General features: G+C 57.4%; 20 protein-coding genes. 11 read left to right on the forward strand and 9 right to left on the reverse strand.

Annotation, left to right across the window (positions count from 1 at the left end; all coding sequences use genetic code 11):
* Nucleotides 1-11: 11 nt before the first annotated feature.
* Nucleotides 12-1,109, reverse strand: coding sequence for a DUF6456 domain-containing protein (locus ACR0C5_RS04180; protein ID WP_170788603.1), 1,098 nt, complete (start codon nucleotides 1,107-1,109; stop codon nucleotides 12-14).
* A 242-nt stretch (nucleotides 1,110-1,351) separates the two neighbouring features.
* On the opposite strand from ACR0C5_RS04180, the gene ACR0C5_RS04185 reads away from it, so the two are divergent.
* Complete coding sequence (locus ACR0C5_RS04185; RefSeq protein WP_170769586.1) at nucleotides 1,352-1,651, forward strand: DUF6477 family protein; 300 nt, start codon at nucleotides 1,352-1,354, stop codon at nucleotides 1,649-1,651.
* On the opposite strand, the gene ACR0C5_RS04190 is transcribed toward ACR0C5_RS04185, so the two are convergent.
* Complete coding sequence (locus tag ACR0C5_RS04190) at nucleotides 1,652-3,196, reverse strand: trimethylamine methyltransferase family protein (RefSeq protein WP_170769585.1); 1,545 nt, start codon at nucleotides 3,194-3,196, stop codon at nucleotides 1,652-1,654.
* 129 nt (nucleotides 3,197-3,325) lie between these two features.
* On the reverse strand, nucleotides 3,326-3,769 hold the full coding sequence (locus ACR0C5_RS04195; protein WP_480502913.1) for a GNAT family N-acetyltransferase: 444 nt from the start codon (nucleotides 3,767-3,769) through the stop codon (nucleotides 3,326-3,328).
* Nucleotides 3,770-3,851: 82 nt separating this feature from the next.
* Here ACR0C5_RS04195 and guaA point away from each other — a divergent pair, with 82 nt between their 5' ends.
* The 9 genes from guaA (at nucleotide 3,852) to ACR0C5_RS04240 (ending at nucleotide 13,114) form a co-directional block, all read left to right on the forward strand.
* Nucleotides 3,852-5,411, forward strand: a complete 1,560-nt coding sequence (gene guaA / locus ACR0C5_RS04200; protein WP_480874790.1) for a glutamine-hydrolyzing GMP synthase — start codon at nucleotides 3,852-3,854, stop codon at nucleotides 5,409-5,411.
* 96 nt (nucleotides 5,412-5,507) lie between these two features.
* Nucleotides 5,508-6,413 carry a DMT family transporter gene (locus ACR0C5_RS04205; RefSeq protein ID WP_170788601.1) on the forward strand — a complete coding sequence of 302 codons (906 nt, stop codon included), beginning with the start codon at nucleotides 5,508-5,510 and terminating at the stop codon, nucleotides 6,411-6,413.
* Between the two features lie 124 nt (nucleotides 6,414-6,537).
* Complete coding sequence (locus tag ACR0C5_RS04210; RefSeq protein WP_170769581.1) at nucleotides 6,538-7,668, forward strand: OmpP1/FadL family transporter; 1,131 nt, start codon at nucleotides 6,538-6,540, stop codon at nucleotides 7,666-7,668.
* Nucleotides 7,669-7,766: 98 nt separating this feature from the next.
* Nucleotides 7,767-8,663, forward strand: coding sequence for a DMT family transporter (locus ACR0C5_RS04215; RefSeq protein WP_170769580.1), 897 nt, complete (start codon nucleotides 7,767-7,769; stop codon nucleotides 8,661-8,663).
* A gap of 49 nt (nucleotides 8,664-8,712) precedes the next feature.
* A complete protein-coding gene (locus ACR0C5_RS04220) occupies nucleotides 8,713-9,585 on the forward strand; it encodes an ATPase (protein ID WP_170769579.1) in 873 nt (290 codons plus the stop codon).
* Nucleotides 9,586-9,624: 39 nt separating this feature from the next.
* Nucleotides 9,625-10,542, forward strand: a complete 918-nt coding sequence (metA, locus tag ACR0C5_RS04225; protein ID WP_170769578.1) for a homoserine O-acetyltransferase MetA — start codon at nucleotides 9,625-9,627, stop codon at nucleotides 10,540-10,542.
* Nucleotides 10,532-11,485 (forward strand): alpha/beta fold hydrolase, encoded by a 954-nt coding sequence (locus ACR0C5_RS04230; RefSeq protein WP_480874795.1) that lies wholly within the window; start codon nucleotides 10,532-10,534, stop codon nucleotides 11,483-11,485. The genes metA and ACR0C5_RS04230 overlap by 11 nt, the downstream gene beginning before the upstream one ends.
* Before the next feature lie 49 nt (nucleotides 11,486-11,534).
* Nucleotides 11,535-12,404 carry a polyphosphate kinase 2 gene (gene ppk2 / locus ACR0C5_RS04235; RefSeq protein ID WP_170769576.1) on the forward strand — a complete coding sequence of 290 codons (870 nt, stop codon included), beginning with the start codon at nucleotides 11,535-11,537 and terminating at the stop codon, nucleotides 12,402-12,404.
* 95 nt (nucleotides 12,405-12,499) lie between these two features.
* Complete coding sequence (locus tag ACR0C5_RS04240; RefSeq protein WP_170769575.1) at nucleotides 12,500-13,114, forward strand: TetR/AcrR family transcriptional regulator; 615 nt, start codon at nucleotides 12,500-12,502, stop codon at nucleotides 13,112-13,114.
* On the opposite strand, the gene ACR0C5_RS04245 is transcribed toward ACR0C5_RS04240, so the two are convergent.
* From ACR0C5_RS04245 to ACR0C5_RS04255, 3 genes are all read right to left on the reverse strand, one after another.
* Nucleotides 13,115-14,173, reverse strand: coding sequence for an adenylate/guanylate cyclase domain-containing protein (locus ACR0C5_RS04245; RefSeq protein ID WP_480874799.1), 1,059 nt, complete (start codon nucleotides 14,171-14,173; stop codon nucleotides 13,115-13,117). It abuts the gene before it with no gap.
* A complete protein-coding gene (locus ACR0C5_RS04250) occupies nucleotides 14,170-14,538 on the reverse strand; it encodes a group I truncated hemoglobin (protein ID WP_170788595.1) in 369 nt (122 codons plus the stop codon). The genes ACR0C5_RS04245 and ACR0C5_RS04250 overlap by 4 nt, the downstream gene beginning before the upstream one ends.
* 123 nt (nucleotides 14,539-14,661) lie before the next feature.
* Nucleotides 14,662-15,504 (reverse strand): glycosyltransferase family 25 protein, encoded by an 843-nt coding sequence (locus ACR0C5_RS04255; protein WP_170769572.1) that lies wholly within the window; start codon nucleotides 15,502-15,504, stop codon nucleotides 14,662-14,664.
* Nucleotides 15,505-15,644: 140 nt separating this feature from the next.
* Here ACR0C5_RS04255 and speB point away from each other — a divergent pair, with 140 nt between their 5' ends.
* Nucleotides 15,645-16,619, forward strand: a complete 975-nt coding sequence (gene speB / locus ACR0C5_RS04260; protein ID WP_170769571.1) for an agmatinase — start codon at nucleotides 15,645-15,647, stop codon at nucleotides 16,617-16,619.
* Between the two features lie 21 nt (nucleotides 16,620-16,640).
* Here the strand turns inward: speB and ACR0C5_RS04265 are convergent, their stop codons facing one another.
* The 3 genes from ACR0C5_RS04265 to ACR0C5_RS04275 form a co-directional block, all read right to left on the reverse strand.
* On the reverse strand, nucleotides 16,641-17,858 hold the full coding sequence (locus ACR0C5_RS04265; protein ID WP_480874804.1) for an aminopeptidase P family protein: 1,218 nt from the start codon (nucleotides 17,856-17,858) through the stop codon (nucleotides 16,641-16,643).
* A gap of 162 nt (nucleotides 17,859-18,020) precedes the next feature.
* Nucleotides 18,021-19,232: an ABC transporter permease gene (locus tag ACR0C5_RS04270; protein ID WP_480874807.1), complete on the reverse strand. Its 1,212-nt coding sequence runs from the start codon at nucleotides 19,230-19,232 to the stop codon at nucleotides 18,021-18,023.
* Between the two features lie 5 nt (nucleotides 19,233-19,237).
* Nucleotides 19,238-20,509 (reverse strand): ABC transporter permease, encoded by a 1,272-nt coding sequence (locus ACR0C5_RS04275; RefSeq protein WP_170769568.1) that lies wholly within the window; start codon nucleotides 20,507-20,509, stop codon nucleotides 19,238-19,240.
* Between the last annotated feature and the right edge of the window lie 52 nt (nucleotides 20,510-20,561).

Here is a 20,561-nt window from a genome sequence, read left to right on the forward strand (position 1 = left end):
AAATTATTACCCTAACCGATCATTCGGTTCTTTTCCGCCTGATCCTCGTAGTGGCGCTTTAGGCGCTGAAGCGCGATCCGCAGGACAATTTTTCCTGACCTCGCCGACCAGCCCATACGCTTTTCGGCAAGTTCGAGTCCCTCAAGATAACAGCAACACCGCAGCGCTACGTCGCTTAGACCTGGCCCCAGATCGGACAAGGCGCATTCGACCCGATCCCGCGCATCGGAAGAACCGCGTCCATCTTTCATACCTGCACCAAAGCTGCCACGCCCACCCGCGGTCAGGAAATGATCCCAGTTCTGCGTCACTTGTGGGCCGATCTGGGCCAGTTCGAAATCTTCGCGTAACCGCTCTCCTGCTCGGACAAGGGTTTCATCCAGAAAGGGTTTCCCATCCCGGTCCCGGCGGCGCGCCAGGGCGATCAGTGGGCTCTCGGCCGCGCTATAGCGCATCCGACGGCGTCCTTCCGTTTTGGCCGCTCCGACCTGCGCCAGCGACGACGCCGTTTGAAACGGAGCCTGCGCCTCGGCCATTCCAAAGTCGTTGCGGCTGCGCGCCTTGTTCTCGGCCTCGGCGACCAACTGACTGAGCGCGGTGCGCCCAGACGATGAAATCCGGTAGCGGGAAATGCGACCGGGATTGTCGCAGGTGATCCAATCCTTCAACGCCAGCGCCTGCGCCAACTTGCAGTCCACAACCGCCGTTCGGGTCGCGCTATTGTCGCCACTGTCGCGCACCACAACCGCTTTATCCATTTCCTCGGCTACGGCCAGCACCGCACCGGATTCGCATAACCGCCTAAGAACCCGCAGCGCCTCGCGCGAGAATTCTTCTTCGGCCGCAGCAACCCGATCTTCATGCCCGGCTGGGAACTTCTCGGAGGTGTCCGAGAAATGCGTCTCGGCCAAGGATTGCAGGGCAGCATCCACCAGCGGGTCATCGCGCCGCATTTCAACGCGACGTATTTGCCGAAGTATGGTCGACGCATGGCACCCCGCGGACCGCGCAATGTCGCGGATCGACTGACCGGTCTCGGTATGCGCCAGATATCTCTGCGCCCCCTCAGGTACCCAGGCCGGAATGGTGAAAGCCACGTTATTTTCCATAGTTACTTGCCCTCGTCGACAATCCAATTCTGATTCCAATCGCCCCCGATGAATGTGTTAACCAATTCTAACTAGAGCCGCTTTCGTTACTCGTTCGTTAACCAACGGGGGTAAAAACCAGATTTGATTCAAAATCATAAACAGTCATGAAACCATCGTTCGGAGGGAAGGCGGTTAAAGCAACACCCGCTTAGGTTGTGTGACAAAGACGGAGACTTTTACACAGACAAGGGACCCCTTCCATGCAAGATCTGATGACCATGATTACCGCTTTACGCCGCCCTCGCCTGTTGGCACGGGCGGCAAAACACGGCGCGCAGGACTATGACCGGGATCGGCACTTGCAGCGCATTCTGGGCTACGGATCCCTGCCCGGAACAGGCGCGGCGCTGATCCGGCTGATGGATATGGAGAGAGAGGTCAACGCGCAGCGAGTTGCCGAAGATGCGGCCTATTCCTTGGTCCGTCATCTGGACCTGCTGATCGCGCTACTGGGCGAGGCGCAGCTGTACAAGGCCAGCCGCGCCGCGCAATATCAGTAATCAAGCAAAGGCGTCCGGCATGGAGGCCTTTTTCTTCTCGATATATTCATTCAGGGCCGCGTGGATCCCGGGGTCGAGCTGCGGCTGCTGGTAGTTGGCCAGCAGGTGCTCAACCCGCGACGACGCCAACTGGCGCGTGTCGCGGCCACCTTCGTCTTCCCAAGTTTCGAACGGTTTGTAGTCCAGCAGATCAGACTTCCAGAACGCCTCCTTGAAGTTCGCCTGTGTGTGGGCACAGCCAAGGTAGTGACCGCCGGGGCCAACTTCCCGGATCGCATCCATTGCCTGTGCGTTATCGTCATAGGCAACGCCCTTGGCCAGACCGTGCAGTACGCCCAACTGGTCGGCATCCATGACGAACTTTTCAAAGTCGGCAACCAAACCGCCTTCTAGCCAGCCGCAGGAATGCAGCATGAAGTTCACACCGGCCATCAGGCCCATGTTCAACGAGTTGGCTGTCTCATACGCGGCCTGCGCATCAGGCAGTTTCGAGCCGCAGAATGACCCGGCCGAGCGGAACGGCAGTCCCAGACGACGGGCTAGCTGACCTGCGCCATAGGTGACCATCGACGCCTCAGGCGTACCAAAGGTCGGCGCGCCCGAGTTCATGTCGATCGACGACACGAAGGCACCAAAAATAGCCGGAGCACCGGGACGGATGATCTGGCTATAGGCAACACCAGCCATCACTTCGGCCAGCACCTGAGTCAGCGTCCCCGCAACCGAGACTGGAGCCATAGCGCCGCCCACGATGAAGGGCGAGATGATGCAGGCTTGATTATTCGCCGCGTATACTTCCAAAGAGCCCATCATCACATCGTCGAAAGTCATCGGCGAGTTGATGTTGGTCAGCGAGGTCATGACCGTGTTTTCCTGAACGAATTCTTTGCCGAACAGGATCTCGCACATCTCGATCGAATCCTGCGCGCGGCTGGGATCGGTGACCGAGCCCATGAACGGCTTGTCCGACAGGGTCATATGCGCCATCAGCATGTCCAGGTGACGCTTGTTCACCGGGATGTCCGTGGGTTCACAGACCGTACCGCCCGAGTGGTGCAGCCATTTGGACATGTACGCCAATTTCACGAACTTGTTGAAATCATCCATGGTCGCATAGCGACGGCCACCCTGAGCGTCGCGCACGAACGGAGGGCCATAGACCGGGGCCAGAACCAGATTGCGACCGCCGATAACCACCGATTTCTCGGGGTTGCGGGCGTGCTGAGTGAATTCGCTGGGAGCGGTTTTGATCAGCTCACGCGCCAGACCACGCGGGATGCGGACCCGCTCACCGTCAACATCGGCACCGGCGTTCTTCCAACGCTCAAGCGCGGCGGGGTTGTCGACAAAGTTGACACCGACCTCAGCCAGAATGGTTTCGGCGTTGGTTTCGATGATCTGCAACGCTTCTTCGTTCAGAACTTCGAAGTTCGGAATGTTGCGTTCGATATACTTTGCTGTTTCGATACGTACCGCGGTGCGCTCGGCCCGGCGGGCGGCGCCACCGCCACCTCTTGCCCGGCGCCGGGTGTTTGCCTCAGCCATGTGAAGATCCCGTCTGTTGGTTAGTTTGATTATTTTGGTACAGCAGCTAAAGCGGGAAAAGCATATGGATTACGGCGCTATCGGGGGAAAAGCGACATCTGCTTTGCGCCAACGCGGTGGACCCGGTTGCTATTCTGTCAGCGTTTTTTCCATCAGAACACTGTTTCCACTCACCTTTTGCTGCACCCAACCCAGATGAAGATACAGAGATACAGTCTGCTTCATCAAACGATGAGTTCGCAGCCTGAGTTTCTTCAACCCACTGACACGAGCAGTGGTTTCGGCGACACCTAGCAAGCGCTTTGCCAGCCCTTTACCCTGGGCGCTTGGTGAAACCGCAAGGTTATGGATCATCACCGCGCCATCAACCTGACCAAATACGATGAAGCCCATGACATCCCCGCCCTGCACGGCCACCCAGGCCGTTTGGTTTGCGATATCCTCGGCCACACCATCGGTCACATCCGGCAAATCTGGCAGGTCGCGCAAGGCCGTGGCATATGCCGCCGCGATGCAGTCTGTGACCGCTTGTGTGTCATCCACGGTCGCCGGGCGCAGTTCGATTTCAGACATTTGCGACCTTTTCCGTTGCCATGCCTGCATTATTGCCGTCATAGCGCTTGCACATGCAAGGCTTGCGACCTAATAGCCAACCATGACCCAGGACACCCATGACCGCCTTCTGATCATCGACTTCGGCAGCCAGGTAACGCAGCTTATCGCGCGCCGCCTGCGCGAACTGAACGTCTATTGCGAAATCCACCCTTATCAGAACGTCACAATGGACTTCGTGCGTCAGATGGCGCCCAAGGCCGTGATTTTCTCAGGCGGGCCGGACAGCGTGACGCGCGAGGGTTCTCCGCGCGCGCCGCAAGAGATTTTCGACTATGGCGTACCGATTCTGGGCATCTGCTATGGTCAGCAGGTGATGATGCATCAACTTGGTGGCAAGGTCGAAAGCGGCCACGGCACTGCCGAGTTCGGACGTGCGTTCGTGACGCCTCAGAACCGTCTCGATATTCTCGAAGACTGGTTCGCCGAGGGTGACGAGCAGGTCTGGATGAGCCATGGCGACCACGTCAGCGAAATCGCACCAGGGTTCGAAGTTTTCGGCACCTCGCCTAACGCGCCTTTCGCGATCACTGCTGATGCAAGCCGTCACTTCTATGCGGTTCAGTTTCATCCCGAGGTGCATCACACGCCGAAAGGCGCGAAGCTGTACGAGAATTTCGTGAAGCTCGCCGGGTTCAAGGGCGACTGGACCATGGGCGCCTACCGCGAACAAATGATAGATAAAATCCGCGAACAGGTGGGCGACAAGAAGGTCATCTGCGGTCTGTCCGGCGGCGTCGACAGCTCGGTCGCGGCGATCCTGATTCATGAGGCGATCGGCGACCAGCTGACCTGTGTGTTCGTCGACCACGGGCTGCTGCGCAAGAACGAGGCCGAGGAAGTCGTCGGCATGTTCCGCGACAACTACAACATCCAACTCATCCACGCGGACGAAAGCGAGCTGTTTCTCGGCGAACTCGAAGGCCAGTCCGACCCTGAGACCAAGCGCAAGATCATCGGCAAACTGTTCATCGACGTGTTCCAGAAACACGCCGACACTATCGACGGGGCCGAGTTCCTGGCTCAGGGCACTTTGTACCCCGACGTCATTGAATCGGTGTCCTTTTCGGGCGGCCCCTCGGTCACGATCAAGTCGCACCATAATGTCGGCGGCCTGCCCGAGAAAATGGGCCTGAAACTGGTTGAACCCCTGCGCGAACTGTTCAAGGACGAGGTCCGTGCCTTGGGCCGTGAACTTGGCCTGCCCGCCAACTTCATCGGTCGTCACCCCTTCCCCGGCCCCGGTCTAGCAATCCGTTGCCCCGGTGAAATCACCCGCGAAAAGTTGGAGATTCTGCGCGAGGCGGATGCCGTCTATATCGACCAGATTCGCAAACATGGTCTCTATGATGAGATCTGGCAGGCCTTCGTGGCCATCCTGCCCGTACGCACCGTGGGCGTGATGGGCGATGGGCGCACCTATGACTATGCCTGCGCACTGCGCGCGGTGACTTCGGTTGATGGTATGACTGCCGACTATTACCCCTTCACCCATGAATTCCTAGGCGAGACCGCCACGCGGATTATCAACGAGGTCAAGGGCATCAACCGCTGTACTTATGACATCACCTCAAAGCCTCCGGGCACGATCGAATGGGAGTGATAAATTGCCGGGCTTCTGCCCGGCTTTTTTGTTTCTGGTCGGTCGATTTGCCGTTACTTATCAAGACAACAAATTCCAGAATAGACAGGGCTTTTCATGGACAGTTCCAGACCGCAAATCGGCAAGGCCGCGCTCTGGATGCTGGGGGCGATTGCGTCGTTTTCCTCGATGGCTGTAGCCGGGCGCGAACTCAGCGTCACGCATGATACATTCGAGATCATGTTCTACCGCAGCATTGTGGGCATCTGCGTGGTAAGCCTTGTTCTCACAGTGACAGGCAAATGGCATCAGATTTCGGTGCATCGTCTGGGGCTGCACAGTCTGCGCAACGTGATGCACTTTACCGGACAGAACCTTTGGTTCTACGCGGTGTCGGTCGTGCCTCTGGCGCAGGTTTTTGCACTTGAGTTTACTCAGCCCATCTGGGTGATCCTGCTGTCACCCCTTCTATTGGGCGAGCGTTTGACCACTATACGCATCCTGTCGGCGCTGATCGGGTTTGCCGGTATCCTGATCGTGGCACGCCCTGGCGCGGTGCCGTTAAGTGCAGGAGTGATCGCCGCAGCTCTCTCTGCCATCTTTTTCGCACTGACGACGATTTCAACGAAGAAACTCACTAAATTCGCCAGTATCGGCTGCATCATGTTCTGGCTGACGGTCATTCAAACCGGGCTGGGTTTTGCCGCATCAGTCGTTGACGGTCAGATGGTTCTGCCGACCTTATCGACCGCCCCGTTCTTATTGTTGGTGGGGTTCGCAGGGCTTCTGGCGCATTTCTGCATTACCAACGCGCTGGCGATCGCGCCCGCTACAGTTGTTGTTCCTTTTGACTTCGCCAGGCTCCCCACAATTGCCATTGTGGGGGTGATTCTTTACCACGAACCGCTGGATCACTGGACGCTGCTAGGTGCCGTTGTGATCTTTTCAGGTATCTTTCTGAACGTTCGGGCAGAGAATCGTAACAGTTTGGCAACAGATTCCCCTAACACTCGTCACAAGTAACGCACGGTCACTAGTTGACGCTAAAATGACCCCTGAGTGAATATCGAGCATCCAAGCAACCACACTGCGCGCACTCACACACGATCCCCGCGCAGATGTCAGGAGAGTATTAGGGAGGAATTCTATGAAAAAGGCGCTTCTGCAGGCGTGCGCTTTGTGCGTTGGTGCGACCGGCGTTCACGCTGCGGGTCTGGACCGCAGCGGTCAGGGCATCAACTTGATCTTCGAAGAAGGCTCGGCGCTTCAGGCACGGCTGGGTTATGCGATACCGGATATCAGCGGTGAACAGAACGGAGTCGAATCCGGGAACGTAGGTGAAAATTTCTTCGCCCCTGGTCTTGGCTACAAACGAGCACTGACCGACAAGCTCGACTTTGCGCTGATTTATGATCAGCCCTTTGGTGCAGACGTTGAGTACCCGTCAAACTTCCCGCTTTCTCAGAACCCCCTTGCACCATTTGGTGGACGAACTGATGTTCTGCGTGCAGAAGCTGATGTCGATGCCATCACCGCTGTGCTGCGCTACAAAGTTGGAAACGGATTCAGTGCGCTCGGAGGAGTCCGGGGGCAAAGGATTGATGCAAACGTTGCGGTTCCCGCCGTCTTGGGTTACGAGGTCGATTTCGACAATACCACGGATTTTGGATATCTGGTGGGTGTTGCGTGGGAGCGCCCTGAAATTGCAGCGCGTGTTTCTTTAGTCTACAACTCTAAGATCACCCACGACATTGACACTACTGAATCATTCAATGCGTTAGGCCCGACAGGAGTTGTTGTCCAGACCGTGGACTCGACAACAAGGGTCGAAACGCCTCAATCGATCAACTTGGATTTCCAAACTGGTGTCGCGCCAAAAACTCTGGTCTTTGGTTCTATACGCTGGGTTGACTGGCCGCAGGCTGACGTTGCGCCTCAGGCTTTCACAGCACTGCCCCCTAATAGTGATCCACTTGTAAGCTTCGCGGACGAAACACTCACCTATACTCTGGGGGTTGGCTATCAGTTCTCCGATGAATTCTCGGGGGCTATCTCGGCTGGCTACGAAAGAGACACCGGATCGCTGGTGTCGAACCTGGGTCCGACAAACGGCTTCTGGAGCCTTGGCGTCGGTGGCACCTACTCGCTGGAGAAAACACAGATCTCGGGCGGTATCCGCTACACTGACATCGGTGACGCCACCACCACCACCGGTGGTGAATTCAGCGGCAACTCGGCGTGGAGTGTTGGTCTGCAGCTGACTTACGCACTGGACTGATCCATTCAGTGATTGTTTGAAAGGCCTTGCCTGATTGGTGGGGCCTTTTTCGCATCTTTCGGGTCGCCTTGGATCATCGCTGCGTGCGAAATACCGGCATGATGGATCAAAAACACCTTTCAAGCCGTGCATGGGCTGAACTTTTGCTGTTGGGCGTAATCTGGGGCGCGTCCTTCGTGTCGATTCGTATTGCATTGGATACGGTACCGGTCATGACCTCGGTGTTGCACCGGGTTTTCTGGGCGATGTTAGCTTTATGGCTGGTCGTTTGGATCAAGGGGTCGAAAATCCCGACAAACCGCCGCGTTTGGGGAGCCTTTCTGGTTATGGGCCTTTTGAACAATGCGATCCCGTTCTCTCTCATGGCGTGGGCTCAGTTGCATATCGAAACGGGGCTGACCTCGATTCTGAACGCAGCGACTGCAATTTTCGGCGTACTGGTCGCTGCGGTGTTCTTTCGGGACGAACGCTTGACGCTGACCCGCGCGGTTGGGGTTGGGTTGGGCTTTACCGGGGTGACGATCGCCATCGGTTGGCAGAATTTCATCACCTTCGACCTGCGCAATCTGGCGCAGTTGGCCATCGTCGCAGGCACCCTGTCCTATGCCCTCGCCGGAGCATGGGCTCGCGCGACCCTCGCCGATCTTTCGCCAATCGTTGCCGCTGCGGGGATGCTGACGGGATCAACGATGATGATATTGCCGCTCTCCCTAATGACAGACGGGATGCCGTCATTTGCCCTGCCCGCCGAAACGTGGCTGGCAATCGCCTACTACGCGCTCATCGCCACCGCCGGTGCATACCTGCTGTACTACCGCGTTCTCGCCATGGCGGGTGCCGGAAATCTGATGCTGGTCACGCTTGTCATTCCACCTGTGGCGATCCTTTTAGGCAGCCTTTTGCGGGATGAAGCCCTGCCGCCACAAGCCTATTTGGGCTTTGCGGTTCTGGCGGCCGGGCTCTTGACCCTTAACCGCTCGGCCAGACGTGATTGACGCCGCCGCTGCCCCGAATTAGCAAGGTTGGAAAAAGGGATAGCGATCGATGATCTACAACTCGGCAAAAGACTGGCAGGGCGCGGCACGGAAGAAAGTGCTTTTCTTCGGCATGTCGGGGCTGGGCAAAACCTATGTGTCGAATGTGCTGCGGGATTCGGGCGACTGGTTCCACTACTCGATCGATTACCGCATTGGCACCCGCTATATGGGCGAATACATCACCGACAACGCCAAGGCCGAAGCGATGAAGGTCCCGTTCCTGCGTGATCTTCTACTAACGGATTCGATCTATATCGGCTCGAATATCTCGTTCGAAAACCTGACCCCCGTCGCCGCCTATCTCGGCAAACCCGGCAACCCGGCATTGGGCGGATTGGAGCTGTCGGAATACCGCCGCAGGCAGGAACAGTTCCGCCTCGCCGAGATCCACGCCCTGCTGGACACCGAATACTTTATCGACCGCGCGCAGCGCCTTTACCAATATCCGCATTTTATCTGCGATACTGGCGGCTCTATCTGTGAATGGGTCGACCCAAATGATCCGCGCGATCAGGTTCTGTCGGAACTGTCGCGCCAGACCCTGATGATCTGGCTCAAGGGGGACGAAGACCACACTGCCGAGCTGATCCGCCGTTTCGACAAGGCCCCCAAACCGATGTCCTACCAGCCCGAATTCCTGACGCGGGTCTGGGAGGAGTATCTGATCGAACAAGGCTGCACCGCCGCCGAGGTCGACCCCGACGCCTTTGTCCGCTGGACCTATGCCCGCGCGTTGGCCCATCGCCAACCGCGCTATCAGGCCATGGCCGAAAACTGGGGCGTGGCAGTAACCGCAAACGACATGCACAATGTGCGTGACGCCGCGGATTTCGATGAGTTGATCGAACGCACCCTTGAGACCCGCGCCAACCGCGCTTAATTACCGCCTCTGTACTGAAACACCAAAGGCTTGCACCTGATGCCTATCAAGATCCCCGCTGACCTGCCCGCATTTGACGTACTCTCGCAAGAGGGCGTCATGGTCATGGCCGAGGATCAGGCTATGCGTCAGGACATCCGTCCATTGCGGATCGGGTTGCTGAATCTGATGCCCAAGAAGATTCAGACCGAAAACCAGTTCGCCCGCCTGATCGGCGCGACGCCGCTACAAATCGACCTTTCGCTGATCCGCATGACGGAACATCGCACAAAGAACACCGCAGCCGCCCACATGGCCGAGTTCTATCGCCCGTTCCAGGAGGTCAAGGACCAGAAGTTTGACGGGCTCATCATCACCGGCGCGCCGATCGAACATCTGGAATTCGATGACGTCACCTATTGGGAGGAGATCAGCGAGGTCTTCGACTGGACCCAGACCAACGTGCACTCGACCTTCGGCGTGTGCTGGGGTGGGATGGCGATGATCAATCACTTCCACGGCGTGCGCAAACATATGCTGGACGCGAAGGCATTCGGCTGTTTCCGACAACGCAATCTCGTGCCCAGTTCGCCGTTTTTGCGTGGGTTTTCGGACGAATGCGTGATCCCTGTCAGCCGCTGGACCGAGATGAAACAACCCGAGATCGACGGCGCCGCAGGCTTGACGACTCTTCTGGGCAGCGACGAGGTCGGCCCCTGTCTGGTTGAGGACCCCGAACATCGGGCGATCTATATCTTCAATCATTTCGAATATGACAGCGACACGCTGAAACAAGAATATGATCGCGATATCGCCAATGGCACGCCAATCAATGTGCCGATGAATTATTACCCTGATGACGACCCGAGCCAGCCGCCGCAGAACAGATGGCGCAGCCATGCGCACCTGCTCTATGGCAACTGGATTAATCAGATTTACCAAACCACACCGTTCGAGATGGATCAAATTGGCCGTTAAAACGCTTGTCACTCTGGGTCTACTTGTTGCCGGGCTGACCATAACCACCACCTGGCGTGCAGCGCAGAATGAGGCGCGATCCGAAGCTGCCTTTCCACCCGAAGGTCAGATTGTTGACGTAGACGGCGTTTCTGTCCACGCGGTTGTCATGGGTGAAGGGCCGGATGTGGTGTTGATCCATGGCTCCAGCGGGAACACGCGCGACATGACCTTTGCGTTGGCCCCAATCCTGGCCGAGCATTTTCGTGTCATCGTCTTTGATCGCCCTGGCCTGGGGTACAGCTCCAGCTTTAACCCCGATGGCGAAACTATTGTCGAGCAAGCGGAAATCTTGCAAGAAGCCGCCGCGCGCCTTGGGGCGGACAAGCCTATCGTCGCCGGACAAAGCTATGGCGGATCGGTGTCATTGGCCTGGGCTGTGACACGCCCCGAAAACATTTCGGCGCTAGTGTTGATCGCTCCGGCTGCCATTCCTTGGGAGACCCCATTAGACGGGTTCAACAGGATGGCAGCGACCCCAGCCGGAAACGCGCTGGCCCTTCCCCTGATCAGCGCCTTTATCCCCGAATGGTATGTCGAAAAGGCACTGGACCGTGTTTTCTCCCCACAAACCGCGCCCGAAGGTTATTCAGACCACTTCGGTCCCGGCCTGACCATCCGAAGCGCCTCGATGCATGCCAATGCAAAACAGCGCGCCAACCTGTTAGAAGAGGTTCGCGCACTGCAACCGCGCTATAAGGATATCGACGTTCCCACCGAGATCGTGCATGGCACCGCCGACACCACGGTCGGGTTGGGCTGGCATTCCCACCGGTTGATAGAACAGATCCCCAGCGCGGAACTGATCGAACTGCCGGGGATCGGCCATATGCCGCAGGTCGTCGCTGCACCCGAGGTGGCCGCCGCCATCGACCGCGCGGCCCAAAGGGCGGGTTTGCGTTAAGCCTTGCGCTAATCCATAGTAGGATATGGATTTTATCGAGAGGTAGCTAATGGCCCGATCCTCAAAAGGCTCCATTGAAAAATATTTTCGAAATGATGCGCCCAAAGACGTTCGCTCTGCGATCGAAAAGGCGGACAAGGACGATATTCTGAACTCCAGCTATCCTTACGAAGAACGGATGAAGCGTAAGGACTACGAAAAGCAGATGGAGGCATTGCAGATCGAACTGGTCAAGATGCAGTCTTGGGTCAAGGAAACCGAAAGCCGTATCGCAATCATCTTCGAAGGCCGAGATGCCGCAGGAAAAGGCGGCACAATCAAGCGCTTTCGCGAAAACCTTAATCCACGCGGGGCGCGCAATGTCGCGCTGAGCAAGCCTTCGGATCAAGAACGCAGCCAATGGTATTTCCAGCGTTACATCCCGCACCTGCCCTCGGCCGGTGAGATCGTGTTCTTCGACCGCAGCTGGTACAATCGCGGTGTGGTCGAGAACGTGTTCGGGTTTTGCGAACCGGAAGAGCGCGAGCGGTTCTTTCGCCAAGTCCTGCCGCTTGAAACCGGTTTGGTCAATGACGGAATCCAGCTTTTCAAATTTTGGCTGAATGTTGGTCGGGCCGAACAGCTTAATCGCTTTCTAGCGCGTGAAACCGACCCTCTGAAACAGTGGAAACTCAGCCCAATTGACGTTGCTGGGTTGAGTAAATGGGAGGAATATTCACAGTCCATAGCCGAGACGCTGACCCGCAGCCACTCGGATACCTGCCCGTGGACGATTGTCCGGTCCGACGACAAGAAACGCGCTCGACTAGCCGCAATCAGGACCGTGCTGCACGCAGTGGATTATGACGAAAAAGACGCGGATGCCATTGGCGCAAACGATCCGAAAATTTGCGGGGGCCCGGATATCTGGGATGCGTAGGCCGCGCCCGACGGATGATCGGTTGGACGTACCGACATCTCAGCATTATGTCATAAGATCAACGAGCCAAAACAAAAAAGGCGCTTAACACAGGCATGAGCAAACGCGGCTATCATCACGGAAATCTGAAACAGGCGCTGATCGAGGCGGCGCTATCGTTGATCGAGGCAAAAGGCCCAACCGGGTTTACCCTGTCCGAAGCTGCCAAGACCGCAGGCGTGACGCCTGCCGCCGTCTATCGCCACTATCAGGGCCGCGAGGACCTGATCGCCGAAGCCGCCCGTCAGGGGTTTGAGATGTTCGCGGATCTGATGCAGTTCGCCTATGACAAAGGCCAACCCTCGGCCCTTGCCGCGTTCGAAGCGACCGGACGCGCGTACTTGGCTTTCGCCCGCAAACATCCTGGCCACTATATCGCGATGTTCGAAAGCGGTATCTCGATCAACCGCACACCAGAATTGGCCCTTGCCGCCAACCGAGCAAAAGCGGTTTTGGAAAAGGCTGCATCCGATCTGTCACAGCATATTCCGCCCGAAAAGCGGCCTCCGGCATCCATGTTCAGCGCGCATATATGGGCCATGAGCCACGGTGTGGTGGAGCTGTTCGCCCGCAACACCGGAGCCAGTTCGCCTTTCCCGCCCGAGGATCTTCTGGAGTCCGGGATCGGTATCTATTTGCGGGGGCTGGGGCTTGTCCCACAGGATGACTGATCAGAAAACAGTTTTGGGCTTCGGCATACTCAGGCCCGACGTGACATTGATCAAGTCCATCTCACCCATGCCTTTGACGTCGACGCGACCGATATCGGACACCTGAAACGCGTCAATCAGCGCATATTTCATCTCGTCCGGCGCCACGATATGCATCGGGTTGGCAAAAACCTGAAGGCGCGAGGCCAGGTTCACCGCCGGGCCAAACACGTCATAGACATATTTCTGTATACCGACGACCGACCCGACTGCGGGGCCCATACCCAACCCGACACGGGCCTGCCATTTGTGGGGGTGGCTTTCATTGCGCCGCTCCAGATACCGCAGGAACCGGACCGCACAATGCGCAACGGCGGTGGCGTGATCCGGGGTCGGATCGGGCATACCGGACACCGCCAGATAGGCATCTCCGATGGTCTTGATCCGCTCACACCCGAACTGTTCGACGATGCGATCAAAGGCGGTGAAAATGTCATTCAACTCGCTCAGGGTCACGGTCGGGTCCGTCTTGGCGGCAAAGTCCGTGAAGCCGACAAAGTCCAGCATCACGACCGAGACCTCATCATAAAGCTGCGGCGTCACCACGCCAAATGTCTTGAACTCTTCATACACGGCGCGCGGCATCAGGTTCAGCAGCAGACGTTCGACACGCTCTTTCTCGCGCTCTAACTCACGCGTGTTCCGCTCAACCATCGAGGAATAGCTGTCGATCATGCTTTCCAATTCGCGGATGCGGGTGATGTTCTGGCATTCGACCACGAGAAGCTGCTCGTCCAGCCCACTTGCCAAAGACACGGCGACCGCAAAAACCAACGTCCGGCGCTTGGGCTTGATCTGCAATTCCACGGAATAGCGCAGGCCCGATTGCTTGACGTCCTCCAATTCGCGCGCGTCCAGATCGGGGAACAGATCCAGCAGCGTTTGCCCTTGTTCAGGCGTCCCAAACCATTCAATGAACGGACCGTTCTGAAAAACGAAGCTCAGATCCGTGGCACGCACGACCGCAACACCAACGCCAATTGCCCGCAGCAACTGTTCGTTGATCGCCTGAATGCTCATGCCGCCGAGCGCGTAACGATGATTGCGCGTTTGGATTCAATGGCTCCCAAGGCAATCTTGATATGCGCGTCTTCCATGCCGTGCTGGGCAAGAGCTTCGCCGAACAAATCGGCCATCTCGTCGAAGTCTTCATGCGTGATGTTCAGATGCCGATGCACTGCCTCGATCCGGTCATCACTGAACGAGGCAGGTCCACCAACCAGAGAAGACACAAACTTGGTTTGGTGATCAATCAGACGCGGCATGTCGATATCTTCGAAATGACCGCCGATCTGATCGGAATCCAGCGCCATTTCATAGAAGGTCATCACGATCCGACTGATCGTTTTGAAACCTCCATAGCGGTCGTAAATTGACTGACTCATCCCCCAGACCCTTGTTTAACCGTAAACAACACTGGAAGATTATATCAAACTGACAGTTTTGTTAACGCTTATGCGTTTGGATCGCCAAACGCAGGGCTTCGAAAGGTTAAAACCCCGGCGCAGCTAAACGCTCAGATCATCGGCGCACGGGATGAAACCGACATAGCCCCCTTGCTTCAAAAGCCGCGTTTGGGCCCCCATGCGCCAGCGCAACTTACGCCCGGCCGCCAGCAATTCGCGGCGCAGCCGGAACCATGTCGGTCCCTTGTCCAACCCGCTGTTGGTTTTCTGATCCTGCGAGCGTTCGCTGACCTTCACCTCGTCAACAATTTCCGCCTGCTGCTTAGACCAGATCATCTGCACACCGACAGCCGGAAAGCACTGAAACATCCGCCAATCCGTACGCGGGAGCGAGACAAAATCGTCCAGATGGTCGGAATAGGCCGTGGACCATGCCAGCAACTTGCGACAGGCCGCTTGCGACACCACATAGGCCGCCGCGCTTGGTGCCATTTCCAGCATGGGGCGAACTTTCACCTGCCCCAAATCCCGTTCTGTCCCAAATCGCAAGGGCCTGGGCGAATAGTCCAGCTTGACGAAATCATACTCGGTCGAATGGTTCAGAACGTCCACAATGACTCGGCCCGCATCTGCGGACATCTCGACATCGTCCTCGAATATCGCCACAGTGTTCAGGTTTTGGTCGACCGCGGCCTGCCAGACGGCCCGGTGGCTTTCGAAACAGGCGATCTCGCTTTGTTTCAAGCCCCAGCGACTGCCTGAACCGGGAAGATAGCCGTTCTGGTGCAACGCTCCGGGTCGCTGCCCGTCAACCGCACTGAACCGGGTGGCACCTGATAGTCCAGCGTGATCGAACTGCGATTCCATAAAATCCCGACGGGCGGGGACGCGGTCCAGATTGATATAGAACACACCTGTTTCGGGTGGCAGTTCGTGCTGTCCCACGGCAATTCCTTTCAGACCTTTCGCTCAGATAGACACCCTTGGCGGGCGACATTCAACCCATCCACCCCTCAAAGAAACCTATCCTGCTTAAGACAAGGCTTCTAAGCTACAACGGACAAACAAGAAACGGGAATCGCGCTATGTCGTCTCATGGGTATGCAAGTGGCCGTCTGAACCTGCCATTCGTCGGTATTTCGACCTTTGGCAAATCGCCATATGTCGAGGATTGGGACCAGATCGACGCGGATGTGGCGATCATGGGCGCACCCTTCGATTTCGGCACACAATGGAGATCCGGCGCTCGGTTCGGGCCACGTGCGGTGCGTGAGGCGTCGACACTGTTCAGCTTTGGCCATGCCGGGGCGTATGATCACGAGGATGACGCAACCTATCTGGATAGCTCGGTCCGCATGGTCGATATCGGGGACGCCGATATCATCCACACCAAGACCGACGAAAGCCACGCCAATATCCAGTTCGGGGTCGAGAAAATCCTGAACGCCGGTGCCCTGCCCGTGACGATCGGCGGGGATCACTCAATCAACATCCCCTGTATCAATGCTTTTTCTGACGATTGCGCGGAAAATGGTCCGATCCATGTGGTTCAGATCGACGCCCATCTGGATTTCGTGGATGAACGCCACGGGGTCACTGCCGGCCACGGCAACCCGATGCGGCGCGCGATTGAGAAAAACTATGTCTCGGGCATGACGCAGTTGGGCATCCGCAATGTGTCCTCAACCGCAAAGGAAGGCTATGAGGATGCCCGCGCCCGAGGGTCCGATATCCTGTCTGTGCGACAGGTCCGCAAACTGGGAACCGAGGGGGTCTTGGCCCGCATACCCGAAGGCGCGCGGTATTATGTGACGATTGATATCGACGCTTTTTGCCCATCGATTGCGTCGGGCACCGGCACGCCCAGCCACGGGGGGTTTCTGTATTATGACGTGCTGGAAATCCTGCAAGGTCTAGCGCAACGCGGCGATGTGGTCGGCATTGATCTGGTCGAGGTCGCGCCGAACTATGATCCCACCGAAAGCACGCAGATTCTGGCCGCGCAGGTGCTGCTGAATTTCATCGGGTTCATTTTCCACGAACGCGGCAAGAGGGGCTAAGCGCCCCTCTTGCCTATCCGATCAGACAATCGTGTTATGTTCCGGCCCATAGGGGAACCCGGTGATGTTCTCGGCCCCGTCCTCGCCGACAACCAGAATGTCATGCTCACGATAGCCACCGGCACCGGGCTGTCCTTCGGGAATCCACAGCATCGGCTCGATCGACACGACCATGCCGGGTTCCAATACGGTGTCGATATCTTCACGCAGCTCCAGCCCCGCCTCGCGACCATAGTAATGGCTGAGGACTCCGAACGAATGGCCATACCCAAACGAGCGATGTTGCAGCAGCCCCTCATCTGCGAAGAACCGATTGATCTCGGCTGTGATGCCCGAGCAAGTCGCGCCGGGTTTAATCAGGCTTAGGCCAAGCTCATGCGCGGCGACATTGGCCTTCCAGATGCGCAGGCTGTCGGCGTCGGGTTCGCCCAGAAACAGGGTACGTTCCAGCGCGGTGTAATAGCCCGAGATCATCGGGAAGGTGTTTAGCGACAGGATATCACCCTTTTGCAGCGCCCGCTTGGTTACGGGGTTATGCGCACCGTCCGTATTCAGGCCCGACTGGAACCAGACCCAGGTGTCCCGGTATTCGGCATCCGGGTATGCGCGGGCAATCTCAACCTCCATCGCGTCGCGCCCAGCCATAGCGATCTCGATCTCGGTCGCCCCTTCACGGATCGCGGCGTGGATCGCAGCACCGCCCACATCCGCCGTGCGCGCACCGCCCTTGATCAACTCAATCTCTTCTGCGGATTTCACCATGCGGGCGGCCATGGTATCCGTGGCCACATCCACCAGCTCGGGCTGCCCCAGCATCGCCAGCGCCGTATCACGCGCGGCCAGCGTCATGTGGTCGCCTTCGATCCCGATCCGCTTGGCACCGCCGATCAGGCTGGCCACCGCGCGCCAGTAATTGTCGCGCTTCCAGTCGGTATAGATCACGTTTTCTTCGACCGAGCGTCGCCACGGCTGGCCTGCGTCGATATTCGCCGACACCGTCGTACATGCGTCCTGCGTCACCACGCAGCCATAAGGACGGCCAAAGGCGCAATACAGAAAGCCCGAGTAATAGGCGATATTGTGCATCGAAGTCAGCAACACCGCCGGAATATCCCGTGCCGCCATCATGGCGCGCATGCCCGACAGGCGACGGTCATATTCGGCGTTGCTGAACGGCAACGGGGCCTTGTCGCCATTGTGGCTGGTGAAGAACTCGGGGCGGTTTGTCAGGTCTGTCATCATGCTCTCTCCTGCAATGCCGGACGAAAGGTGCCCGGCCACAAGTCCCGGCGTTCAGGACAAGCGGCCTCGGGAACCGAGAGCCATGCGCCCGTAGATATGTCACGACGCCATCGTGACCGGGCTGCATATCGCAATGGCTAAATCACGCCGCGGCGCGCGTCAAGCGGGGGAAAGACCCCGCAGACGCTCGGACCGGCGGCGCAGCAATTCAACCGTGGTCAACAGCGCGATTGAGATCACAACCAGGATCGTGGCCACCGCCAGAATTGTCGGGCTGATCTGTTCGCGCAGACCTGTAAACATCTGCCACGGCAGCGTTTTCTGGCTGGCCGAGCCGACAAACAACACCACAACCACCTCGTCAAACGACGTGATAAACGCGAACAAGCCACCCGAGATAACGCCCGGCAGGATCAACGGCATCTGGATCTTGAAGAAGGTCCGCACCGGCCCTGCCCCCATATTGGCAGAGGCCCGCGTCAGCGACTGGTCGAAACCCACCAGCGTCGCGGTCACGGTGATGATTACGAACGGGATACCCAGAACCGCATGTGCAAGGATCACTTTCACATAGCCAACAAAGTTCTTGTCCAAGCCCAGTGTGCCCTCAAGGAAGCGCCCGATATCGCTGTAGAAAAAGAACATGCCAGTGGCCGAGATGATCAGCGGCACGATCATGGGCGAGATCAGGATACCCATGATGGCCCGTTTCCCCGGAACGTGGCTCTGGCTCAGGCCGATGGCCGCCAGAGTCCCCAGCGAGACCGAGATGATCGTAGCAATCGGTGCAATGATCAGCGAGTTCTTGAAGCTACGCTGCCATTCATTGTTGGTGAAGAAGTCGCGGTAGTGTTTCAGCGAATAGCCTTCGGGGTCCAACCGCAGCATCTCGGGCGTGAAGGTAAAGAAATCCTGCGCGTTGAACGACAGCGGCAGAACCACAAGGATCGGAGTGATTAGGAATACGAAGATCGCGCCGCAGATCACTCGGAACGCATAGTGCCAGAAAACCTGCTGGCCTGTCATATAGGGCAGCAGCTTTTGGCGGTAGCGCCCCTCGTAAAGCCAGAAGATGAAGAAGGCAAAGAACCAACCAGCCAGCAAACCAACGATCAGGCCGGTCACGCCAGCAAACAGCAAACCAAGCGCGCCCAGTCCGAGGATTGTGATCCAGCGGGCCATACGTTCATTGTCCAGAACGTTGATATAGACCCAGGCCAGCCCCGCCATAAGAACCGCGCCGATCACAATGCCCAGCAAGACACTGCCCTGCCCGGCCCCGACGAACATGCCCAGGAAACCTCCGGCAATGGCCACTGCGGGCAGGACAACCGACATGGGTTTGCGGGATATAGGTGTAAGTGCTGCCATCTTCTTTATCCCAGCTTCACGTTGTCGATGCCCACGATCTTGTCATAGCACCAGTAGAGTAACAGAACGACCGCCAGCAGGATCGTCCCGAGCGCAGCAGCCAATCCCCAGTTCAACGAGGATGAAATGTGGTACGCAATCCGGTTCGAGATGAAGACACCCTTGGTCCCGCCAACGATCTCCGGCGTGATGTAGTAGCCGATGGCCAAGATAAACACGAGGATCGACCCCGCTCCGATGCCGGGAATGGATTGCGGGAAATAGATACGCCAGAAGGTCGTCCAGTTCGTCGCGCCCATGGATTTCGCGGCGCGGGTGTAGGATGGCGGAATGGTCTGCATGACCGAATACATCGGAAGGATCATGAACGGCAGCAGGATATGCGTCATCGCAATGATTGTGCCGAATTGGTTATTGATGATCACCAACCGTGCATCATCGGCCACTAACCCAAGCCACACTAAAGTTTCGTTGATAACACCTTGCTGCTGCAACATAACCTTCCAAGCCGAAGTTCGCACCAGCAGTGACGTCCAGAATGGTAGTAATACTAGGATCATAAGCAGGTTCGACACGCGCATCGGCAGCGTCGCCAGCAAATACGACACAGGATAGGCCAGCAGGATACAGGATGCCGTGATTATCAGCGACATCATCAAAGTGCGCCCAAACAGCTTGATCAGAATTTGTTTGTCTTCAGGCTGCGCCTGCGCGCCTTCGGGCGTGCGGCGCATGTCGATGGCGTTCAGGAAATATCCGTTGGTGATCGGAACAGCGTGGGTCTTGATGGTACGCCAGGTTTCGATATCCCCCCAACCGTCGTGAATGTCGATCAGCTTGTCTTTGAACGGGCCATCGGTTTCCGGGTCCAGTTTTTTGATCTGACGACCCGAGCGACGGAACATCGAGGACATACCCGTCTGCTCATAGTTCAGGCGCGAACCAAGCCGGGTGTGTGTCTTCTCGTCAATGGCAACGACCATATCTTTGGTGAACGCGGCGTATAGTGCTTCATCCGGTAGTTCGCCGCTTTCCGCATCCCAGTTTTTCAACTCGACCACGGTCAATGGCAGGGTCTCGGCCACAATGCCGTTTTCAACCGATCGGAACAGCATCGAAACGATCGGGATCACGAAAGAGAGCAGAACGAACAATAGCAGCGGTGCAATCAGGGCCAGCGCCCGCAACTTGCGGCGGCGCAATGATCGCGCCAGAGATTTCTTCAGCGGCGTACCATCTGCAGCCAGCATCGGACCGGATTGAGTTGCGTCAGTCATCTGCGTCCCTTGGTCTTTTTTGGTGGATCGGGGCCAATTGCGGCCCCGACCA

The organism is Ruegeria sp. N8, from assembly GCF_056531325.1.

Excerpts from the sequence above, each read along its gene's own strand:
- ACR0C5_RS04215 (WP_170769580.1), top strand. The coding sequence starts at position 7,767 with ATGATGGATCAAAAACACCTTTCAAGCCGTGCATGGGCTGAACTTTTG.
- ACR0C5_RS04245 (WP_480874799.1), bottom strand. The coding sequence starts at position 14,173 with ATGAGCATTCAGGCGATCAACGAACAGTTGCTGCGGGCAATTGGCGTT.
- ACR0C5_RS04210 (WP_170769581.1), top strand. The coding sequence starts at position 6,538 with ATGAAAAAGGCGCTTCTGCAGGCGTGCGCTTTGTGCGTTGGTGCGACC.
- ACR0C5_RS04195 (WP_480502913.1), bottom strand. The coding sequence starts at position 3,769 with ATGTCTGAAATCGAACTGCGCCCGGCGACCGTGGATGACACACAAGCG.
- ACR0C5_RS04220 (WP_170769579.1), top strand. The coding sequence starts at position 8,713 with ATGATCTACAACTCGGCAAAAGACTGGCAGGGCGCGGCACGGAAGAAA.
- ACR0C5_RS04270 (WP_480874807.1), bottom strand. The coding sequence starts at position 19,232 with ATGGCAGCACTTACACCTATATCCCGCAAACCCATGTCGGTTGTCCTG.
- guaA (WP_480874790.1), top strand. The coding sequence starts at position 3,852 with ATGACCCAGGACACCCATGACCGCCTTCTGATCATCGACTTCGGCAGC.
- ACR0C5_RS04250 (WP_170788595.1), bottom strand. The coding sequence starts at position 14,538 with ATGAGTCAGTCAATTTACGACCGCTATGGAGGTTTCAAAACGATCAGT.
- ACR0C5_RS04180 (WP_170788603.1), bottom strand. The coding sequence starts at position 1,109 with ATGGAAAATAACGTGGCTTTCACCATTCCGGCCTGGGTACCTGAGGGG.
- ACR0C5_RS04275 (WP_170769568.1), bottom strand. The coding sequence starts at position 20,509 with ATGACTGACGCAACTCAATCCGGTCCGATGCTGGCTGCAGATGGTACG.
- speB (WP_170769571.1), top strand. The coding sequence starts at position 15,645 with ATGTCGTCTCATGGGTATGCAAGTGGCCGTCTGAACCTGCCATTCGTC.
- ACR0C5_RS04205 (WP_170788601.1), top strand. The coding sequence starts at position 5,508 with ATGGACAGTTCCAGACCGCAAATCGGCAAGGCCGCGCTCTGGATGCTG.
- ppk2 (WP_170769576.1), top strand. The coding sequence starts at position 11,535 with ATGGCCCGATCCTCAAAAGGCTCCATTGAAAAATATTTTCGAAATGAT.
- ACR0C5_RS04265 (WP_480874804.1), bottom strand. The coding sequence starts at position 17,858 with ATGACAGACCTGACAAACCGCCCCGAGTTCTTCACCAGCCACAATGGC.
- ACR0C5_RS04240 (WP_170769575.1), top strand. The coding sequence starts at position 12,500 with ATGAGCAAACGCGGCTATCATCACGGAAATCTGAAACAGGCGCTGATC.
- ACR0C5_RS04190 (WP_170769585.1), bottom strand. The coding sequence starts at position 3,196 with ATGGCTGAGGCAAACACCCGGCGCCGGGCAAGAGGTGGCGGTGGCGCC.
- metA (WP_170769578.1), top strand. The coding sequence starts at position 9,625 with ATGCCTATCAAGATCCCCGCTGACCTGCCCGCATTTGACGTACTCTCG.
- ACR0C5_RS04185 (WP_170769586.1), top strand. The coding sequence starts at position 1,352 with ATGCAAGATCTGATGACCATGATTACCGCTTTACGCCGCCCTCGCCTG.